General features: G+C 59.0%; 22 protein-coding genes and 3 pseudogenes. 11 read left to right on the forward strand and 14 right to left on the reverse strand.

The genetic code is table 11. The annotated features are described in order from the left end of the window. The first annotated feature begins 3 nt into the window (after window positions 1-3). Window positions 4-252, forward strand: coding sequence for a hypothetical protein (locus GTP69_RS00125; RefSeq protein ID WP_161052976.1), 249 nt, complete (start codon window positions 4-6; stop codon window positions 250-252). A 911-nt stretch (window positions 253-1,163) separates the two neighbouring features. On the opposite strand, the gene GTP69_RS00130 is transcribed toward GTP69_RS00125, so the two are convergent. From GTP69_RS00130 to GTP69_RS00140, 3 genes are all read right to left on the reverse strand, one after another. After that, the gene (locus GTP69_RS00130) at window positions 1,164-1,424 is read right to left on the reverse strand and encodes a hypothetical protein (protein ID WP_161052977.1); all 261 of its coding nucleotides are present in this window, start codon (window positions 1,422-1,424) and stop codon (window positions 1,164-1,166) included. Between the two features lie 87 nt (window positions 1,425-1,511). After that, window positions 1,512-1,835 carry a hypothetical protein gene (locus GTP69_RS00135; RefSeq protein ID WP_161052978.1) on the reverse strand — a complete coding sequence of 108 codons (324 nt, stop codon included), beginning with the start codon at window positions 1,833-1,835 and terminating at the stop codon, window positions 1,512-1,514. Between the two features lie 306 nt (window positions 1,836-2,141). Further along, window positions 2,142-2,420 carry a DNA polymerase Y subunit UmuC family protein gene (locus GTP69_RS00140; protein ID WP_161052979.1) on the reverse strand — a complete coding sequence of 93 codons (279 nt, stop codon included), beginning with the start codon at window positions 2,418-2,420 and terminating at the stop codon, window positions 2,142-2,144. Between the two features lie 337 nt (window positions 2,421-2,757). Between GTP69_RS00140 and GTP69_RS31930 the strand changes: the two are divergent. Continuing rightward, a pseudogene (locus GTP69_RS31930) lies at window positions 2,758-3,167 on the forward strand (GFA family protein). 1 nt (window position 3,168) lies between these two features. Here the strand turns inward: GTP69_RS31930 and GTP69_RS00150 are convergent. Then, window positions 3,169-3,642, reverse strand: a complete 474-nt coding sequence (locus GTP69_RS00150; protein WP_161052981.1) for a response regulator — start codon at window positions 3,640-3,642, stop codon at window positions 3,169-3,171. A 539-nt stretch (window positions 3,643-4,181) separates the two neighbouring features. Here GTP69_RS00150 and GTP69_RS00155 point away from each other — a divergent pair. The 4 genes and pseudogenes from GTP69_RS00155 to GTP69_RS00170 all read left to right on the forward strand — a co-directional run bounded on the left by GTP69_RS00155 (window position 4,182) and on the right by GTP69_RS00170 (window position 7,946). Further along, window positions 4,182-5,288: an NAD(P)-dependent alcohol dehydrogenase gene (locus tag GTP69_RS00155; RefSeq protein ID WP_161052982.1), complete on the forward strand. Its 1,107-nt coding sequence runs from the start codon at window positions 4,182-4,184 to the stop codon at window positions 5,286-5,288. A 101-nt stretch (window positions 5,289-5,389) separates the two neighbouring features. Continuing rightward, a pseudogene (locus GTP69_RS00160) lies at window positions 5,390-6,396 on the forward strand (XdhC family protein). 43 nt (window positions 6,397-6,439) lie between these two features. Further along, on the forward strand, window positions 6,440-6,955 hold the full coding sequence (locus GTP69_RS00165) for a DUF6328 family protein (RefSeq protein ID WP_229260736.1): 516 nt from the start codon (window positions 6,440-6,442) through the stop codon (window positions 6,953-6,955). 670 nt (window positions 6,956-7,625) lie between these two features. Further along, a complete protein-coding gene (locus tag GTP69_RS00170) occupies window positions 7,626-7,946 on the forward strand; it encodes a hypothetical protein (RefSeq protein ID WP_161052983.1) in 321 nt (106 codons plus the stop codon). Window positions 7,947-8,031: 85 nt separating this feature from the next. Here GTP69_RS00170 and GTP69_RS00175 read toward each other — a convergent pair whose 3' ends face one another. The 4 genes from GTP69_RS00175 to GTP69_RS00190 all read right to left on the reverse strand — a co-directional run bounded on the left by GTP69_RS00175 (window position 8,032) and on the right by GTP69_RS00190 (window position 11,102). Then, entirely contained in the window at window positions 8,032-9,171 is a 1,140-nt protein-coding gene (locus tag GTP69_RS00175; protein WP_161052984.1) for a sensor histidine kinase, read from the reverse strand. 178 nt (window positions 9,172-9,349) lie between these two features. Further along, window positions 9,350-10,378: an alpha/beta hydrolase gene (locus GTP69_RS00180; RefSeq protein WP_202424241.1), complete on the reverse strand. Its 1,029-nt coding sequence runs from the start codon at window positions 10,376-10,378 to the stop codon at window positions 9,350-9,352. A gap of 204 nt (window positions 10,379-10,582) precedes the next feature. After that, window positions 10,583-10,795 carry a hypothetical protein gene (locus GTP69_RS00185; protein WP_161052985.1) on the reverse strand — a complete coding sequence of 71 codons (213 nt, stop codon included), beginning with the start codon at window positions 10,793-10,795 and terminating at the stop codon, window positions 10,583-10,585. 109 nt (window positions 10,796-10,904) lie between these two features. After that, window positions 10,905-11,102: a hypothetical protein gene (locus GTP69_RS00190; protein WP_161052986.1), complete on the reverse strand. Its 198-nt coding sequence runs from the start codon at window positions 11,100-11,102 to the stop codon at window positions 10,905-10,907. 274 nt (window positions 11,103-11,376) lie between these two features. Between GTP69_RS00190 and GTP69_RS00195 the strand changes: the two genes are divergently transcribed. Next, on the forward strand, window positions 11,377-11,772 hold the full coding sequence (locus GTP69_RS00195; protein WP_161052987.1) for a response regulator: 396 nt from the start codon (window positions 11,377-11,379) through the stop codon (window positions 11,770-11,772). A gap of 55 nt (window positions 11,773-11,827) precedes the next feature. Here GTP69_RS00195 and GTP69_RS31660 read toward each other — a convergent pair. From GTP69_RS31660 to GTP69_RS31670, 3 genes and pseudogenes are all read right to left on the reverse strand, one after another. Continuing rightward, a pseudogene (locus tag GTP69_RS31660) lies at window positions 11,828-12,196 on the reverse strand (SOS response-associated peptidase family protein); the annotation flags it as partial. Window positions 12,197-12,223: 27 nt separating this feature from the next. After that, window positions 12,224-12,565: a hypothetical protein gene (locus GTP69_RS31665; RefSeq protein ID WP_308494399.1), complete on the reverse strand. Its 342-nt coding sequence runs from the start codon at window positions 12,563-12,565 to the stop codon at window positions 12,224-12,226. Window positions 12,566-12,583: 18 nt separating this feature from the next. Continuing rightward, the gene (locus GTP69_RS31670; RefSeq protein WP_308494400.1) at window positions 12,584-12,751 is read right to left on the reverse strand and encodes a hypothetical protein; all 168 of its coding nucleotides are present in this window, start codon (window positions 12,749-12,751) and stop codon (window positions 12,584-12,586) included. A 396-nt stretch (window positions 12,752-13,147) separates the two neighbouring features. On the opposite strand from GTP69_RS31670, the gene GTP69_RS00205 reads away from it, so the two are divergent. After that, window positions 13,148-13,513 carry a response regulator gene (locus GTP69_RS00205; protein WP_161052988.1) on the forward strand — a complete coding sequence of 122 codons (366 nt, stop codon included), beginning with the start codon at window positions 13,148-13,150 and terminating at the stop codon, window positions 13,511-13,513. Between the two features lie 51 nt (window positions 13,514-13,564). Here the strand turns inward: GTP69_RS00205 and GTP69_RS00210 are convergent, their stop codons facing one another. After that, a complete protein-coding gene (locus GTP69_RS00210; protein WP_161052989.1) occupies window positions 13,565-13,987 on the reverse strand; it encodes a hypothetical protein in 423 nt (140 codons plus the stop codon). Window positions 13,988-14,319: 332 nt separating this feature from the next. Here GTP69_RS00210 and GTP69_RS00215 point away from each other — a divergent pair, with 332 nt between their 5' ends. After that, window positions 14,320-14,544: a hypothetical protein gene (locus GTP69_RS00215; protein ID WP_161052990.1), complete on the forward strand. Its 225-nt coding sequence runs from the start codon at window positions 14,320-14,322 to the stop codon at window positions 14,542-14,544. Window positions 14,545-14,601: 57 nt separating this feature from the next. On the opposite strand, the gene GTP69_RS00220 is transcribed toward GTP69_RS00215, so the two are convergent. Further along, entirely contained in the window at window positions 14,602-15,741 is a 1,140-nt protein-coding gene (locus tag GTP69_RS00220) for a glutathione-independent formaldehyde dehydrogenase (protein WP_161052991.1), read from the reverse strand. A 610-nt stretch (window positions 15,742-16,351) separates the two neighbouring features. Between GTP69_RS00220 and GTP69_RS00225 the strand changes: the two genes are divergently transcribed. Both GTP69_RS00225 and GTP69_RS00230 read left to right on the forward strand, forming a co-directional pair. After that, complete coding sequence (locus GTP69_RS00225) at window positions 16,352-16,717, forward strand: hypothetical protein (protein WP_161052992.1); 366 nt, start codon at window positions 16,352-16,354, stop codon at window positions 16,715-16,717. Window positions 16,718-16,835: 118 nt separating this feature from the next. Beyond that, complete coding sequence (locus tag GTP69_RS00230; RefSeq protein ID WP_161052993.1) at window positions 16,836-17,192, forward strand: hypothetical protein; 357 nt, start codon at window positions 16,836-16,838, stop codon at window positions 17,190-17,192. A gap of 243 nt (window positions 17,193-17,435) precedes the next feature. On the opposite strand, the gene GTP69_RS00235 is transcribed toward GTP69_RS00230, so the two are convergent. Continuing rightward, on the reverse strand, window positions 17,436-17,732 hold the full coding sequence (locus GTP69_RS00235; protein WP_161052994.1) for a hypothetical protein: 297 nt from the start codon (window positions 17,730-17,732) through the stop codon (window positions 17,436-17,438). Window positions 17,733-17,889: the final 157 nt, after the last annotated feature.

Consider the following 17,889-nt stretch of genomic DNA (forward strand, 5'->3'; position numbering starts at 1 on the left):
ACGATGAGAAGAATACAGAACCAACGGCTGGGCGTTTTTGCGGAGATTGGGCTGTGCTTGGGGATGTTGTTGCCATTGACGGGGCAAGCACTGCGTCTATTGGCTTGGCTGTTTAACGCAGCGGTCAGGCTGGGCGCGTGGATAATCACAGCCTGTATCAAGGTGTCATTAGCAATTTTAGGCATGGTCATTTTCGGCGGATTCATCTTCGGCGTTGGCTACGTCATTTTCTATCCCATGTTTTCGCACTGATTTGATTGTGGGGTTTTCCAGCGCAGTGCTTGCTATTCGATGCCGCATGACCAAGTCGAATGTGCCGGGCTGTTCTGTCGGGAATCCAAGCGAGAAAGTAATGGCTCCAGTAGCTTAAGCCGAACGTTCTTAAGCCGAACGTTCTTCAACAACATTGGCGGCCCTGTACGTGCGCATGTCGAAGGAAGAACAGGGCGCTTGTTGTCCTAGACATCCCGCATGCCGCGAGGTTACAGCGCATTTTTGTCAGCCTCGCCGACGCGTTTGAGCTGGCTGTGGGGCAAACGGAATGGGCCGGCCTACCGCGACGCGGAAGGTTCCGGCGCGGGCGGAATTGCCGACGTTATGCAAGCATGCAGCGGCCTGCATTGCCACCGCAGAGCATGTAGTTGACGCAACCAGGATTCCATCGGTACTGTTGATCGAAACATCACAGTGCGGCTGGCGTTCGCCAGTCGTTGTTACACCGGGCGCGCCTGTGGCTAGCGCTTCACCGTAGCATCAGCCGAAACCGATTTCATTATTTGCGGACTGGGCGATTTTGAGAGTACGGCGGTAGACCGTTACGTGATGATTGATTCCGGGAATGCGCCCGGCCAGAATCAATGGCTGGGCGCATCTATGAATGTCTGGAGCCTAGTTCCAGTGAACTGTCGATGGCGCGGGTGGGACTCCGCTCCGCACAGGCAGGCTCTATGGTTTCCGAGCGCAGGTAGCGTCGGACGGTGTTTCTGGAGATGCGAAGCCGCTTGGCCATCGCTCTCTCAATGGTATCCGCGCGCAAATGTGCCAGCGGCGAATAAAGCCTAGTAATGCCACGTCGATCACGCCATTTCGCGCTCAATGTCACGAGCAGGATTGTGTCGTTTGCAAATTAAGCGGTAAAGTGGTTCCGATTTTTTTGCAACAAACTAACGGCGCAGGGCATCAATCAGCTGCTTGGCTTCGCCAAGAAGGATGCCGATGCATTCGTCGCCGGTCGGAAAGCTGCGCCCGCCTGTTGTCAGCACCTGTATTCGCGGATCTACCCAGTGGTCCGGGTTTTCGCCTGGCAGCAACTCTGCCTCGGCAATAGCTGTGTACTGGGAGGGGTGGTTGACCTTGCTGGCGATGTGGCTGCACCGAATCGTGATCTCCCAACCTCGGTACGGCTCTTGGATGATATGGGGCATGGTCGGCCTCTGCGTTGTGTTGTGAATATTATTACGTATTTTGTTGGGTTGTATGATAGCGATTTGCTATCAAATCGAAAGCACGTGCTATGAAGCTTTCCCCATGGAGTCCGGCGCGACGCGGAGGAAGCGTGTTGCGTTTGCGCGAGACGAGAGAACCGAGGCCCGCAAGGTGGCGAAGGTCATCGCCAAGTGCGCACGAGAGAAGAAGCGTAAGTGGGCTAGCCAGCCGCTCATCTGCAGGATCAGTGCGGTGGCTCCGAGCAGCAGTGCCTCGACGTGCTCGATGCGGTCGAACGTTTCGAGATGCGCCGGGAAGGCTGCGGGGATGGCCTTCCATTGCTGCAGCTCCTGGGCGTCGGCGTACGCGTGCTCGAGCGCCGCCAGAAAGTGTTGGCCGTTGTGGCGCAACAGGACGGCACGAGGCAGCGGCGCAGGGCGCCCAGCTGGTTGGCACCGATACCGTCCGGCCACCCGAGATATGGCAGCGCAGCCGGCTCGAGTGCGCAACGCAAGCGGTCGAGGCGTTCAGTCAGCGAGGCTGCGGCGCGTGCGCCAGCAGCCAGGCACCATGCGCGGACGGGGCCGCTCCCAGCACCGCCGAGAAGCCCAGTCGGGCCATGCTGGAGCGTATACTTCGGCGCAGGGCCAGCGGGCTACCGAACAGACGCAGGCTGGCGCCACCATCGAACAGGACGTTGAAGTCGGTATCGAAGACTACTTCTGGGGGAATTGCAGTAGTGCCAGCGCAATTGCTTCCGGCGCCGCCGCTTCCTTGGCGGGATCGCTCTCCAGCAGGACGGTGTCCGGCGCAATGGCGGCGGCACCGTCGGTGGGCAAGCCGGCTCGGACCCCGGCGTGCGTGGCCAGCGGCGACGTGGTCAGCACCTGGCCGCTTTCCATCGCTGCGTAGGCGCCCGTCTCAGACCAGCACCGGCGCAGCGTTTCTAGCGGTACCAGCGGCAGATACAAACGTAACAGCAGCGGCGTTTTCATGGTACAGCGGATGGCGGCCTGCCGACATACGGGGTAAAGGGATGTATAGAGCTTCGTCGCAGATAGGCCCTCGTCGTTTCAGGACGTCGACGACGCTGCCACCGAGCACTGACCGCAATCCTAGTCGCAGCGGCGTCGACGAGGCTTCGCTGGCGCAGGCCATAGGCCGCATCAGCCAGAACCAGGTATCGGTGGTTTGCACCGCTAAAAATACAGCACAAGCCAAGCGCACAGGGGGCGTGCAACTCCTTTTTTCTTCTGGGCCTGAAATGTGGACGCGTGCGCCGGCGCCACTGGCAAACACCTACACTCATTGCCACAAGCATGGGAGACCATGATGGTGATTGCTGGCGGGTGTTTTTGCGGGGCGGTCCGTTACGAACTAAGCGGTCATCTGTTTAACGCGACGATTTGGCGCTGTCCCACCTGCCGCAGGGTGAGCGGCGCTCCGGCGGTGGCCTGGGTATCGGTAGCGGTATCAGACTTCGCGTGAACAAAGGACAACCGGCCATGTTGCGTTCCAGCGCACAGGTGTCGCGGGCATTTTGCGCGGCATGCGGGACGGCGCTCGCTTATCAAAATTTGAATACGGCACAAGAGATTGACGTCACCATAGCGAGCCTGGACCAGCCGCAAACGGTGGCGCCGGCCGATCACACGCAGACTGGTCACCGTCTCCCGTGGTTCTCCATCCATGACAGCCTGCGGCAATACCCCCACAACCGGTCTGCCGGCGTGAAGTCGTAGGTCATGCCAGGTCGCTATCGTTCGCTGTTGTGCAGGAAGGGGGCGCCGTTTGAGAATTAAGTGTTGCAGTCGACTCGGCAATCAACGTTTCGCCCATGCCTGCGAGCAGGTTCGGCAGATCAACGGGTTTGGATAAATGCAAATCGAATCCAGCTCTCGCAGCAAGGGCACGGTCCTTATCCGTACAGTAGCCGGTCAAGGCGATCAGCCGGATGCCAGGGTGTCGTCCGCTTTCACGCAGCATCCTGGCAAAGCCATAGCCATCCAACTCCGGCATGCCGATGTCCGATACGCACGTATCAGGATGAAAATCGGCTGCCAGCCTGAGTCCGTCGCGTGCACGATTGCAGTAGCGTGTCTCGTACCCCATATAGCTCAGCACTTCCGCCAGGGTGGCGCCGGCGTCTTCGTTATCGTCCACGACCAGCACCCGATGCACTCGTCTGGCCCGATGTAAGTCGGTTTCATATCCCATGCGCTAATCCGCTCGCTCTTGTTGTGTTGATTCGGCCATATCGTCCCATATTTTTCGATGGCAGCCTGTCCGATACACATCGCAAGCTGTGCGAGGTAAATTTTAATGGGCCTCAGTAAGCGCACTCAGGCGCCATGCGATTCCGCCCATGTTGCCATGGACAACGTCACGACGGGATTTAGCGACCCCGTCCTGTTGCCGCAGCCGGACAGTCGCCGCGCCCCGCTGATCAAGCGCGGGGATCTGACGCTGGCCAGGTCGCCGCACGCCTACGCGCCACGCCTGGCTTAGCGAACTGATTGGGCAGCCGACCGAATCTTGGGACGTGCCGCACGGTTCGTGGCGCGGCGTGGTCCAGCCGGCCCCCAGTCACCAAGCGGGCTATTTTGCGCACCGCCGGAAATACGCGATGTCCGAATGCAGCGTTCTGCTTTGCTACGGCGCATATAGAAAGGGGTCGGTGAACTGTTTAACAGACGCTGACGCAGCTGGTGCGTAGCCTGAAACTTTTGTCGTTCACTCACCTTTTCGGAGATACCATGATCGCAGCCAAAGGCTATGGCACCAAGCATTCGTTTACCGACCTGAAGCCATACGCGTTTGAGCGCGAGGAGGCAGGTCCGCACGAGGTGGAAATCGAAGTGCTGTTTTGCGGCGTGTGCCATTCGGACATCCATCAAGTAAAAAACGAATGGTCCAACACGGTCTATCCCTGCGTGCCGGGACATGAGGTGGTCGGACGCGTGACGCGGGTTGGCGCGCACGTGGGCAAGCATGCCGTCGGCGATATCGTCGGCGTGGGCTGTATGATCGAAAGCTGCCGTCATTGCGCGCCGTGCCAGACTGGCGAGGAGAACTATTGCGAGGGGCCGAACAGCTGGCTCGCCACCTACAACGGCCCCATGGTTCCCGCTGAGAAGGCGCCGGACGGCAAGAATTCCTACGGACGCGACAATACCTTCGGCGGTTACTCGGACGTGCTGGTTGTGAACGAGGACTTTGTGCTGAAGATTCCCGCCGGACTCAAGCCTGAAGTGGCCGCGCCTATCCTGTGCGCTGGTGTCACCACCTATTCGCCGTTGAAGCATTGGGGCGTCAAGCCGGGCGATGAGGTCGGCATTGTTGGTTTTGGCGGCCTTGGCCATATGGCGGCCAAGCTGGCCAAGGCCATGGGCGCCACCGTGACGGTGTTCACCAAAACGGCGGACAAGCTGAAAGAAGCGGCGCGACTGGGTGTGAACGGTGTGCTCGAGGACGACAAGGAGGCGCTGAAACCATTGAAATCCAGCTTCGACTTCATCCTGTCGACCATTCCCGAGAAACACGACATCAATCCATTCATCGAGCTGCTCAAGCGCGACGCCACCATGTGCGTAGTCGGTGCGCTGGAACCATTGAAACCGGTGAATAATCAGGAAGTGGCCTTCCACCGCAAGCATGTGGCTGGCTCGTTGATCGGCAGTCTGTCCGACACGCAAGAGGTACTGGATTTCTGCGCGCAGCACGGCATCGGCCCCGACATCGAAATCATCCCCATTCAGGACATCAACAAGGCCTTCAAGAAGGTTGAGGACAGCGAGGCGCGCTTCCGCTACGTGATCGAGATGGCGAGCCTGAAAGACGAAACAGACTTCCATCAATTTTGAATATTGTTCATCTCAAGTGAACAGTGAAGTGGCTTTGCAAGTAATGATCTCGCTGGCTATTTTCACTACACTGGGGCACTGAAATTGTCCGGGGAGAGAAGATGGAAGCTGCCGACTTGAATGTGATTAAAGCCTGCCAGCGGTGGCAGGCGGCTGGCTCGCAGGTGGTGCTGGTCACCGTGGTGCACACCTGGGGTTCGTCGCCCCGTCCGCCAGGTTCGATGATGGCGATCCGCGATGATGGCGCGGTGATCGGCTCCGTCTCCGGCGGCTGTATCGAAGACGATTTGATTATGGAAATGCAGGCGCGCGCCGGCGACGCCCGTGACTTCGCCGTTACGCCGTCGACGCGCGTGTACGGCATCAAGTCCGACCAGGCGCATTTGTTCGGCATTCCCTGCGGCGGCACGCTGGAACTGGTGCTGGAGCCATTGCAGGCGCATAGCGGCATCGGCGATCTGGTCACAGCGCTGGAGCAGCGCCGCCAAGTAACCCGTACGCTCCATCTGCAAACCGGTGCGGCGAGGTGGATGTCGGTATCCAGCTGACCGATGAACGGCTGATTCATGGCCTCGGCGCCCGCTATCGCATGCTGGTAATCGGTGCCGGCCAGCTATCGCGCTATCTGTGCGACATCGCCATCGGCGCCGGCTTCGACGTCCAGGTGTGCGATCCGCGCGAGGAATTCCATGCGGACTGGGATATCAAAGGCGTCGAGATCAGCCGCGTCATGCCGGACGATATGATTTTGGCCGCGTTACCCGATGCGCGCACGGCGGTTATCACGCTGACCCACGATCCCAAGCTGGATGACCTGGCCTTGATGGAAGCGCTGCGCTCACCGGCGTTCTATGTCGGCGCGCTGGGATCGCGCCGTAATCACGCGTTACGCGTAGCGCGTATGTCGGAGCACTTCGACATGAGCACGGAGGAATTGGCGCGCCTTCGCGGACCGGCGGGCCTGTATATCGGCAGCCGGACGCCGCCGGAAATCGCCATCTCCATTCTCGCCGAAATCATCGCGGTGAAGAATGGTGTCAGACTGGCCGAAGAAAGCAACGTTGGCAAAGCAAAGGATTTGCAAGCACGTCCTGCGGCGTGCATTTAACAATGTAAATTTCGCTCCTGGCGATCGCACAGGCGTCGAAATAATGCGTATCGACATAGTTGACGATGTGAACAAGAGAATCGACATTATGCGCGGCACACCGGAAGATAATTCGCTTAAAGACCAATTGCGCAATGTCTTGGAGGAGGCGCGCATGGTGCCGCCTGGAATCCAGGCGCTGTTCGGGTTCCAGACAGTCGCCGTATTCAATCAACGCTTCAAAGAGCTCGCTAGCGGCGTCCAGACCACACATACGATCGCGTTACTTTCCGTCGTCGTGGCGATTGCTTTGGTGATGATGCCGGCTGCCTGGTACCGTATTGTGGAACCCCATCAGGTATCTTGCCAGACAGTGTCCGTTGCATCCGGCCTGATTTGCGCGGCGCTACTGCCACTGGCCTTTGGGGTAGCGTTGGATATTTATGTGATGGTGGCGGCGGTAACCGACTCCTACGCCTTGAGCATGGTGTGTGCGGCGGCCACGCTTGTTCTGCTTCTCGTGCTGTGGTTTGCGATTCCAATGTTGCGTCGTGCGGTATACCGCGCCGCTGGAAGATAGTGCTGCTATCGCCAGGTCTCAAGCTCACAGGGACAGCTACGCAGGTGCCAGAATCGACCAGATTGCCATCTTTGCAGCGGAGACGGTATAGGTATCGACAAATGAAGTTCCGATGGTGTGCCGATTGTCTCTTTGAGGTAGCGCCTTGTAGTAACGGTGCAGCGCATGGAGCCCTGGATTTTGAGCGGATTTAAATCATGACATCTCAATTAAATAATGAAAATTCCAGTCCCGAGGACCGGCGCAAGGATGGCCCTGTGGAAGTAATCGACGACGCCGTGGTATTGGCGGCAGTAGCTGGCGTGGGACCGGCTATGGATTATATGGCGGGGGAAGGTATACCGCGCCGAACAGCCCTGCGGGTTCTGACTGGGCCGAAATATCACCGACGGCCCAGCAGTCGGACCTTAAATAAAGTACTTAATTTCATATCTTCGCGCGGGCTTAGACGATGAAACTGCCAGGCAAATAACACCTCCGCCGATGGAAGGCTATTTAGTGGACCCAGAAGTGTGTGCGATCAATTTATTATGTACGGGTAAAATCCAACAAAAAAAAATTCCGCAGCATGGCCCGTCGTTATTTCCCTTGTTCTTAAGGCGCGTCGCTCGGCTTGAGGTTGTCGGACTGGCGACGGAATCGACTCCTCAATTAAGCGGCATAATTTTTTTTGTTGAGTTTACTGCTCAAAATTGCAACTATGATCTTTCCTCTTTCACCGACGCGATTACTGCCTCTCGACCTCCCGTCGTCCGTCTCGCTGAAATTCCAGTTAATGATAGAAAATGTCACGCCGCATAGCTTCGAGTGCAAGGAGCAGCTCAGCGATATTACGCAGTTGTTGGAAGTCGCTCATGGCGTCGGCTTGCTATCAGATGAGGATAACGCTCACTTGCTGCGACAAATCGAGGCAAAAAAAGCTGATCTGGCGGAAGGTAGGGCTGGCCCGTTTGGCGGCGACCTACCTGATTGGATGCGGGTGGAGGGGTGATCGGCGTGGCGGTAATGGGGCGGTTCATTCTGACGTGTATTGAGGCGGAGGCTTGCCCTTTTAGTTTTTTTGTCGGCAGGCTGAACTAGTCCCACGACCCGGCGAGCGCGACGAAAGGACGACAGTCAAGTGGCACATCGATGAGAAAGGTGGTGCCAGCTGCGCCAGAACTGTCGACTGCTACGCTGCCACCGTGACACTGTGCCACGCTTTTCACGAACGGCAAGCCGATGCCCCATCCCTCCACCTGGGCACCATTGGCGTCGCGCAGCAGATAGTCGAAGACGCGCTCGCGAAGCTCCGAGGCGATCGGATTGCCGCGATTGTGCACGCTTAGTAGCAAACGGCCGCGCATCTGCTCCGCGTGAATCCGGACAATAGCGCCATCGCCGTATTTGAAGGCATTGGTAAGCAGATTTTCGACGGCCCGCCGCATCGATTTCTCACACCAGTGACCAACGATGGAGGAACCGGAGACTTCGACACTGTCATGGCCTTGGCCATGGAACTCGTTGCCAATCTCGGTGAGGAGGTCGTGCATATCGAAGCGTGTAATCGTCAATGGCAGTCGCGCGCCGCCTTCGAAGGCAAAAGTGTCGGTCAGTTCAATAAGCATGTCTTCCAGACGACGCGCACCGGCCTGTATCTTCAACGCCGCACGTTGCGCCATCTCTAGCGTCGAGGAAAGCGACACCAACTGCGCGCCGGTCACAACCAGCCCGAGCGGTGTACGCATGTCATGCGACAAGCTGGCCGCGAGGCGTTCGCGTTGTGTCGCGCGCGTCGCCGCAAATTCTTTTACCGCGACCCGCACGGCGAGGTCGATTGAGCGTTCCACCACCTGCCACTCAGCGTCGTTGAATACTACGCAGGCTTGATTTGCCACTACCCAGATGGCCTCGCGCAGCAAATGATACTCCTGGATGACCTGATCGACGCGGAAATGAGTCATGCGCGCCCGCTCATCGCCGTGAGCGCCGGAGGCGGTATTATTACTAGTCGCATGCTCGCGTGGGTAGGAGGCAGTAACTGCTTCCGCAAGATTGTCGTAAAAGGTCGGCAGCGTGTTGACCAGTACCGGCTCAGGCAGGTCACCGGCCCCCTTGATGTTGGCACGTACTTCGCGTTGCCAATATTCGAACACCTGGTCGCGGATGGCCAGCATCGCCTTGGAAGTGGCCGAGAGGCCGTATCCCTGAAGATTTTGGTCGGTGGCCAAAGTCATCTTCTCCTACCTCCGCACCTTGTGAAGCGGGCAGACGTGGCACCAATTGTCCGTTCCTCCCCGGTTACATCATCGTAGCAAGAAACTGCTGACCACTATGTGATTGAGCTTACATAAGAAAGTGTGGCGATAACTGCCCTCGGCCGCAGCAAAGAGCGCTGCGGCCGAGGGCAGTATATTATTTCTTCGCTGCAAATGCCTTGGTCAACGCATCAGCCGCGAATTGCTCAGCTTGCTTCGCTTTATCGACCACCGCACCCATGCCGAAGAATTCATGGGTGACGCCGGCGTACTCCTTGTACGAGACTGTCACGCCATCTTTCTTCAGGCGGTCGGCGTAGGTCTTGCCTTCCGATAGCAGCGGGTCGATTTCGGCGGCGATGATGGTGGCAGGCGGCAGGCCTTTAAGCGAAGCTGCTTTCAGCGGCAGCGCGTACGGATTGGCCGGATCGCCGGCGTAGTGCTTGAAGAACCACGCCATCATCGGCTTGTTGAGCGGCTTGGCATCCGCATTTTTGACGTAGGAAGGGGTGGTCATATCGTCGCTAACGACCGGGTAGACCAGCAGCTGCATCAACGGCATGGCCGCCTTTTTATCGCGCGCCATCATAGACACCACGGTGGCCAGGTTGCCGCCTGCGCTTTCGCCGCCGACCGCGACGCGCGACGGGTCGCCGTTGAATTCTTTGGCGTGCGCCAGCGTCCATTCATAGGCGGCGTAGGCGTCGTTCGGCGCAACGGGGAATTTGTTTTCTGGTGCGCGGTGATAGTCGACCGCCACCATGATGGCCTTGGACAGTTTGGCCAGCGCACGCGGCGACGCGTCGTAGGTTTTGGTGTCAGCGATGACGAAACCGCCGCCGTGGAAGTACACCATCACCGGAAACGGGCCCGTGCCTTCCGGGGTGTAGATGTGGACCGGGAAGCTGCCCGCTGGACCCGTGACAGTCATGTCCTTGACGGTGACACCAGGTTCCGGCGCCGTGCTCTTTTTCATATCGGCGAGCACCTTCTTGACCGCGTCGGCCGGCGTCGGCTGCTTGCGGGCCTCGTCCGGACTGAGCGTTTCGATGGGCTTGCCGCCGAGGGATGCCAGCGCATCCAATACTTTTTGCATTTGAGGGTCGGCCGCAGGTGCGGCCTGGGCGGCAAGGCTGGTGGTCAACGCCAAAGCTGCGGCGGTCAGTACGGCAAATTGTCGGGACATTGTTCAGTTCTCCTGTGTCGGTAGCGGTTAAGAATGGGCGATACCGAGCAAAGGCTACAGAGACAACTACCGTATGTATGTGCTGTCACGCACGCGCTATTGCCAACAGAGAAAATACATTGCGTCGACTGCGACCAAGCCAACCGTGTCGCATCCGGGGCGTTGGTAGTGCTACCGTGTTGTTGCGTTTTGAATTCCCAAGAATCAAATTGATCGACGGCTGGTGTGATAACACTTATCCATCAACGCGCGAGGCGTCGTTTGCTGGCGCAAGGTATTCTGGTCACCAATCAAGACGGCGACGAGGTGCTGATGGGCGTTGATGTCGCTGAGACGCAATATGTCTTTCCGTGCACGGAGTGCGGCACTGCCGGCATGCGCGCGGCCGAGGTCTTGCTGTATTTTCAGCTGCGTCATCGACACTTGCAGGTGCGTGCAGATGCATTGTTTGATGGTAAATGTCGCACGCACTCAATGCGTGCCGCAGGACAGAAGGCGGCGGAGACCGGGTGCGATCAAAGAAATATCAGGGGCGTACGGTGCGACGGATGTGAGAGCAACGCTCGATCAGCGCGCGCCATTCGCGCACGGTAATCTGCTTGTCTTCCACGGCGCGGTCCAGCACGGCGCGGAAGGAGGCAATCTCGTCGGCATCTGGCGTGCTCGTCGATTTCAGCGCATCCAGTCGAGATTCAAATTCGGTCAGTACGGAGCTATGTTCCATGGCGCAGGGCGGTGTCGGGCGGGCATGCTAATTGTACAGCGGTTGTAACGTATCCTGCCGTACTATCGGATCGGCGTAGAATGGCCGCCTTCCGGCATGATGGCGCCGCTGACACAGCACGGGTTGCAGGTATTTCATGATGGATTTCTGTCAGGAATGGTTTCGCGTATAATGACATCATTATGCTGCGGCCCCTGAAATTCGTCCGCTTCATCCAAATCGGCCCCATGTTTGCCGTATTCAATGCAGCCTCGCTGCCTTCAACGGAAACATCATGGCCTCCCAATTTGCCCCCAAGCGTATTTTAGTGGTTGACGACAACCGCGACGCGGCCGACCTGATGGTCGAGCTGCTAACCATGCACGGCCACGTTACGGCAGTTGCTTACGGCGGCGAAGAAGGCATCCGTTCAGCGGCGGCTTTCGGCCCTGACGTGGTGCTGCTTGATCTTGGCATGCCCGTGGTTGATGGATTCGCAGTGGCGTCGGCCGTGCGCGAGCTGCCTGTTCCTGTGCAGCCGGTCCTGATCGCTTACAGTGCCTGGAACGATCCGACCATTCGTGGCCGAGCGTTGGATTGCGGTTTCGATGATCACCTGTTGAAGCCGGCGCGATTCGATGAACTGTTGCGCCGGCTCGAATCCACGGTGCGCCGGACCGGCGGTCAGTAACGGCGCGGTCCCGCCGCGACAGGGGGCGCGCCGTAGCTGGCTTGCCTGGCTCTGCTCACGCGGCCAGCAAGTGCGCATAGAAACGCCTTTCGCGATCGTCGAGAATGGCTTCGTAGTCGACGGCGTCAGGCGCCGGAGTTGCCAGCCAGGTCGCCACATTACCCGGCTTGACCGGGATGATGCAGCGGTCGTGGCCGGCCGCTTGTATCTCCGGCAGCGGCTCGTCTGTGATCGCCGCGAACGACAGCACGTCAGCTTGCCCCGGTCCCGACCAACGCGACCACAGGCAGGCAATCAACATCAACTGGCCGTTACCTGGGGCGAATTGCAGCACCCTGTTTTGCTGCGTTTCGTCTGTGTCCAGCTCTCGGCCCTCCAGCCGGTGCCGGGCGACGTTCTCATAGAATGCGGTGGCGGCGATGGTCGCATGTGAGGTGCCGTATTGGTTCCGTCAGAACTCCCGAAGGTTGTCGCGCCGCCCCTTGTAGGTTCCTGGATAACGCTGATCATACGCGGCCGGCTTGCCGGCAGGGCGGCACTGGTAGCGCATCGGCACGATGACGTAGCCGCCGTCGCGATCCATGGTCATGACCGCGCAGAAAACGCCGGGATAGATTCGGGCCTCTGTCCCGCTGCCGGGAGGCCGGCGCAAATCCTTCAGCTTGCCAAGCAGCCAGGTGACTTTGTTGCTGGCGCTCCGGCGCTCTTCGGTGGCTTTCTTGGTGGTCTTGGTCTCTAGCGCGCGCTCGGCGTCCGCCAGCCGCCGCCGTTGCGTAACTAGCTGCTCTTCCAACCGGCTTGCTTCCTGTGCTTAGTACCGCTGGATCAGGTCGCTGCAATGCCGTTCTACGGCGGTCTGCGGCAAGTCCTTGAGCACGTCCGTGAGCTCTCTGGGAATGATGAGCTTGGCTCCTGCCAGGCGCCGCGCCAGCAACTGTACGAATTCGTCGATGTCGATGCGCGCACCGAATTTTTTCATGTACAGGCGATAATCGGCCTATACCTTGGTTGAGTAGCACATGGCTGTCCTTGTTCAGTGAGTGACCGCCAGCTGCAACGTTCTCAGTGGCCCGTTGTCGTTTCCACGCCCCGGCGTCCATCACCATTTGAGTGCCGTCCGGCCGGGCAGCCGCGTACTTGCCGGAGCGATGTTGCTTTTGTCGAACAATCGGCGTCAAGGGACGGCGGCGCGAGCAACCAGCAAGTGCGTTTAACCATTGCGCTCGAACCGCCTGACTTTCTCCTACGTGCGCAGGGCAGACGCTCCTACTTGAGTTTAACGCCTGACGTCTAGAATGACATAAACGCTGCGACCGTCGGATGGTACGCAGTGCGCTGCCGCGCATCGTTCGCGGCGCACCCAGGGAGTTGAGACTTGAAAAAAATTTTGGTGGTCGATGACCATCCCGATGCCGCAGATTTGCTGGTATCGATCCTACTACTGCAAGGCCACACGGCACTGGCGGTCTATGGGGCGGTGGAAGGACTCCAGGCTGTCTCCGAGTTCGCGCCTGAAATTGTGTTTCTTGATATAGGCATGCCGATCCTGGACGGCTACGAGGTGGTCGCACGCATTCGCCGCGACTGCACGATCAGACAACCCTATATGATCGCCTTTACCGCCTGGGACGACGTCGCGTCGGTGGCACGGGCATTGCATGCCGGATTCGACCTCCACGTCAAAAAGACTTCGCCGTTTGACGTCCTGGCGGCAGCGATTGACCAGGCGACGGCGGAGTAATCCAGCCGCTCGCTTGTCGCGATGGCTTCCAGCACACGATCGTTCTCAAGCTCAGGCCGGCGCGTGCGCTCGCAGGTCGGCCAAGGCCATGTTCAAAGCCGCCAGATGGGGCGTAACGATGGCGCCAGCGGCGGGCAAGAACAACTGGCATCCGAGCTGCTCGGCGAGTCGGCAAACGCAAGTGGTGAACTGCACGCTCTCGCTGCGGGTATCGAAGCGTGCTACCACTGTGGGAGACGACTCATCGCCGATCATGTCGATCCGGCAGCCTTGTTCTGGCCCGAAGACCAGCCAGCTATCAGCAAACGACCAAGGCGAACCAAAATAGGCCGACAGCGTATGGTATGCACGCAGTTGCTGCCATCGAGTAAGCATCGGCGGCCGCCAGCCATCGCGGGCAATATCGGCAAGTCGATCGCTGAGGTTGAAGAGATACAGGTCGACTCGATGGTAACCGGGGCTCAATATATTCACTGCACATCCAATGCGTGCGCGACGCCGTTGCGCTTCTTTCGACGGCAACAGGCGCTGCAACGCGCAAAAAAAAAGCCTCGCGAAGAGGCAGTAAAAGAAAATCCATGCTGAAGGTCAGCAGTATAAATCGTTGACGTGACCTGCGCATGACAAGGACACCAGCCGGCGGCGTAGCACGGACGATGACGTCAGGCGTAACAGTGTATTCTGATGCATACTGCTTGCGCCCGCAGGGGCCACGTATTGTGCCGCCAACGTAGTTGGTATTTAATCAAATTTGGTATTTGACTAAATCGGTGCAACAATCCCTGTTCACTTCATCAAGGCTGACTATGCGCGACAAGGTTGCGGTGGATCTGGGGGAACTGCTGGAGATCGCCAACGACGAGTACGCTCGCCGGCCCGAGTATCGTCCTTCGTCTTCGATCGCGCACATCACCAAGCGCGCCGGGACGTTCTCGCTGGAGTTTAGCGGCGGCAGGTTGGCCGGATTCGATACAGCGGCCTGCGACGCGTTCGCGCAGTCGCTGTATGACCGCTACCTGCTGAAAATCTGACGTCGAGCCGGTGCGCCATGGATTACAGGGCGAACCCACCCCACGTCAGCGCTTCGCTTAGGTGCCGGGTTTTAGAATGACTTTGGTCCAGCCGGCATTGCGCTTATCGAAGTTCTCATACGCTTCCGGCGCGCGGTCCAGCGGCAACTCGTGCGACACGATCATTGACGGTTTGGCGCGCCCTACGTGGATCAGGTTGGCCAGCATGCGGTTATAGGCCTTGACGTTGGCCTGGCCGGTGGCGATCTTCTGGCCCTTGAACCAAAACTCGCCGAAGTTGAACGCCAGCTTGCCTTCCTTGGCCAGTGCATCTTGCGCGCCGGGGTCCTTGGGCAGGAACACGCCGACGGTACCGATAGAACCCGTAGCCTTGACGGTCTGCACCAGATTGTTCATGGTCAGGTTCGGCACTTCCTTGCCGTGGCGGTCGCAACACTGATAGCCCACGCATTCGCAGCCGCAGTCGGCGCCCTGGCCCTTGGTGAGGTCCAGCACGCGCTGCACGCCGTCGCCCTCGGTGTCGTCGATCGGCGTGGCGCCGATCTCCTGGGCCAGCTTCAGGCGGTCCTTGTGGCTGTCGACCACGAACACCTGGCTGGCGCCCTTGATGAAGGCCGAGGTGGCCGCCATCAGGCCGACCGGTCCGGCACCGTAGATCACCACGGTCTGGCCAGGCTTGACGCCGGCCAGTTCCGTGGCGTGATACCCCGTCGGGAAGATATCCGACAGCATGACGTAGTCGTTTTCCTTTTCCCTGGCATCTTCGGGCAGCACCAGGCAATTGTAGTCGCCGTAGGGAACGCGCAACAGCTCAGCCTGGCCGCCGCTATACGGACCCATGCCGGCGAAACCGTAGGCGCCGCCGGCGGTGCCCGGGTTGACGGTCAGACAAAAGCCGGACAGGCCGCGTTCGCAATTGGCGCAAAAGCCGCAGCCGATGTTGAACGGCAGGCAGACCATGTCGCCGACCTTGATGCGATCGACAGCGTTGCCGACGGCGATCACTTCGCCGAGGTTTTCGTGGCCGAGAATGCGGCCACTCTCCATGTCGGTACGTCCTTCGTACATGTGCAGGTCCGAGCCGCAGATGTTAGTGCTGGTGATGCGCACCAACACGTCGGTAGGTCTTTCAATGGTGGCGTCTGGCATTTCTTTGATCTGTACGTCGCGAGGGCCGTTGTAAACGAGCGCTTTCATTGGTGATTCCTTTATCGAAGTCGGGGCAGGGGATGCCGCCAATGGCGTGGCGGTGTGGAGTCCACACGTGGCGGAGAGGCCACTATGCGGCGCGCGCGCAGTGCGCTCCGTACGTCAACTAACGCTGGCCTGGCGTCGACGCGGGCGCCAGCGCTTCGATGGGCGAACGCAAGCACGCTGCGTCGCAACGTGTGTTGCTCAACAGACGATGCGGCATGCTGTGCCTAGGCTGGACCTCAGTGCGCTCCGATCGCTTGAACACGCCATGTGGCACGGGGGCGGAATGGGTGTCTCCTGATCCGTAGCACGCGGATCATTTACCGCAGGCAGCGTGGCTTGCCTGCGGTTTTTTTTGTGCCGGGGAGTGCAGCTGACAATGCCGCCAAGCGGGCCGTCGCCTGCCGCTGCTGGGGTGTGAATTGGTGCCGGTATGTTTCCCGACCGCCGGCGCCGGTAGAGCATCCGTCGCGTGGTGCTGAAGTGCCCTGTTTCCAAGGTCAGGCGTCAGATTATCGGTCGAATGTGACGTGCATTTGACATGGATCTAGTAGCGTGCAAATGTGCGCGAGAGGCTCAAACGTATGCTGGTTCCTCAACCAAGGAGGTCGCCATGAAATCCGAGACGTTGCCCACATCCGCCACGAGGATCGTTGATGGCGCAGACGCGACATCATCGTTACGCAAGACCGGAACACAAGTGATGGCCGGCAGCGAAAATGCCGGCATCCAGCGCGGCCTGGCATCAGATGAACATCGCACGAAACGTCAACCGGTCAGGGACAGGGCGTCGAAAGCGGTGACATGGAAGGTCGCTTTGCCGGCATCGGAACACGTGGCGCTCCAAGCCTTGCGGCGGGAATTGGGCGACGGCGCCAAGATCAAGAAAAGCCTGTTGCTGCGCACCGCTTGCCAGATACTGCTCGATCATGAGCGGGAAGTGGTGGCCAGCGCGCTGGCGAAACTGAGCGCGCAATGAAGCACTCGGCTGATGCGTCTGCTGAGGTTGTGGCAATGTTGTCTGACATGCCCGGAAATGGTTCGCTTGCCGTCAAATGAACGTGAATTTGCTTCGCCAGTCCGAAACGAGGAATGCTATGAAAACTGCTCATGTGACATTTTCGCGCGATACCGGCGTGGTTGAAATAACGTTGGAAATCAACGGCCGGCAGGTTGCGAAGTGCAGCAGCCAGGAATCTATCGCCCTCGAATTGCAGATCCATGAGGTGGGTGTGCTGGATATCGAAGGCAAGTTCTCGACCGAATTGCCGACCTCGGCGGAGAGACTGGTGCTCGCGTCGCAAATAGCCTTCAGCGAATTGATGCCCGCGCTGAAGCTGGTTGCGGCGTGCTCGGCCACTGGCCTGGCCAGCACTTCGCTGCGCTCGAAGCAGTCGCGCAAATATAAGGTCACGGGGGCAGTCACCGACGGGACGCGATCTCCCAGGCACTGACACGCTGGCGTTGAGTCTGAGATGGCGAAGGTAGGGTCAACGCGCAGCTCATGGCTGTGCAACAGGCCAGGTATTCAAGTCATTGATGGCGGTTATTGCGAGCTGAAATTATCTTTTCTGGCGGTCCTGTGCGAGTATGGCGTTGTCTCCTCCAATTGCCAAATGCATTGGACTTCAGCCGGCCAAGGGCCGGCATTTTTTTAGCCGATTTTCATTGTTGCGCGTGCTGCGCAGTTCGACACGTCAGTTTGCGCTGTCCGTACTCTCGCGTGCTTTGCCATGCGTAGCACTCGTCCTCATTTCGTCCGCGCTGCCCAGTCTCTGGGGCTTGCCCTTGCCGTCGTCCTGATACCAGAAGGTACCCGAGCTATCCTCACTATCATCGGTGCAAAGCCAGGTGTGCCAGACCTCCCGATCATGCGGGGGATAGATATTCTCGACGTCGATGAGCGCGCGCACGCCGACCGTCAACTCTTTGAACACCAGCTTATTGCGATTTGTTGCAATGGGAACGTAATGGGCGTGACTCACGTTGGGCACAGGTCCTCCCTGAAGGTTTTTCCCTATGCTGGCATGGCGGCGCCAAAAGGGGCGCGCTGTTGAGGCGTGAGCACGCACCGTGTTGCGTTCCGGTGGTGATACCGACTTCGCTTGGCGGAAGCCCGCAGCAATTGTTTTTCGTGTCCGCCGCTATCGA

Source organism: Duganella levis (assembly GCF_009857605.1).
Taxonomy (GTDB): domain Bacteria; phylum Pseudomonadota; class Gammaproteobacteria; order Burkholderiales; family Burkholderiaceae_D; genus Rugamonas; species Rugamonas levis.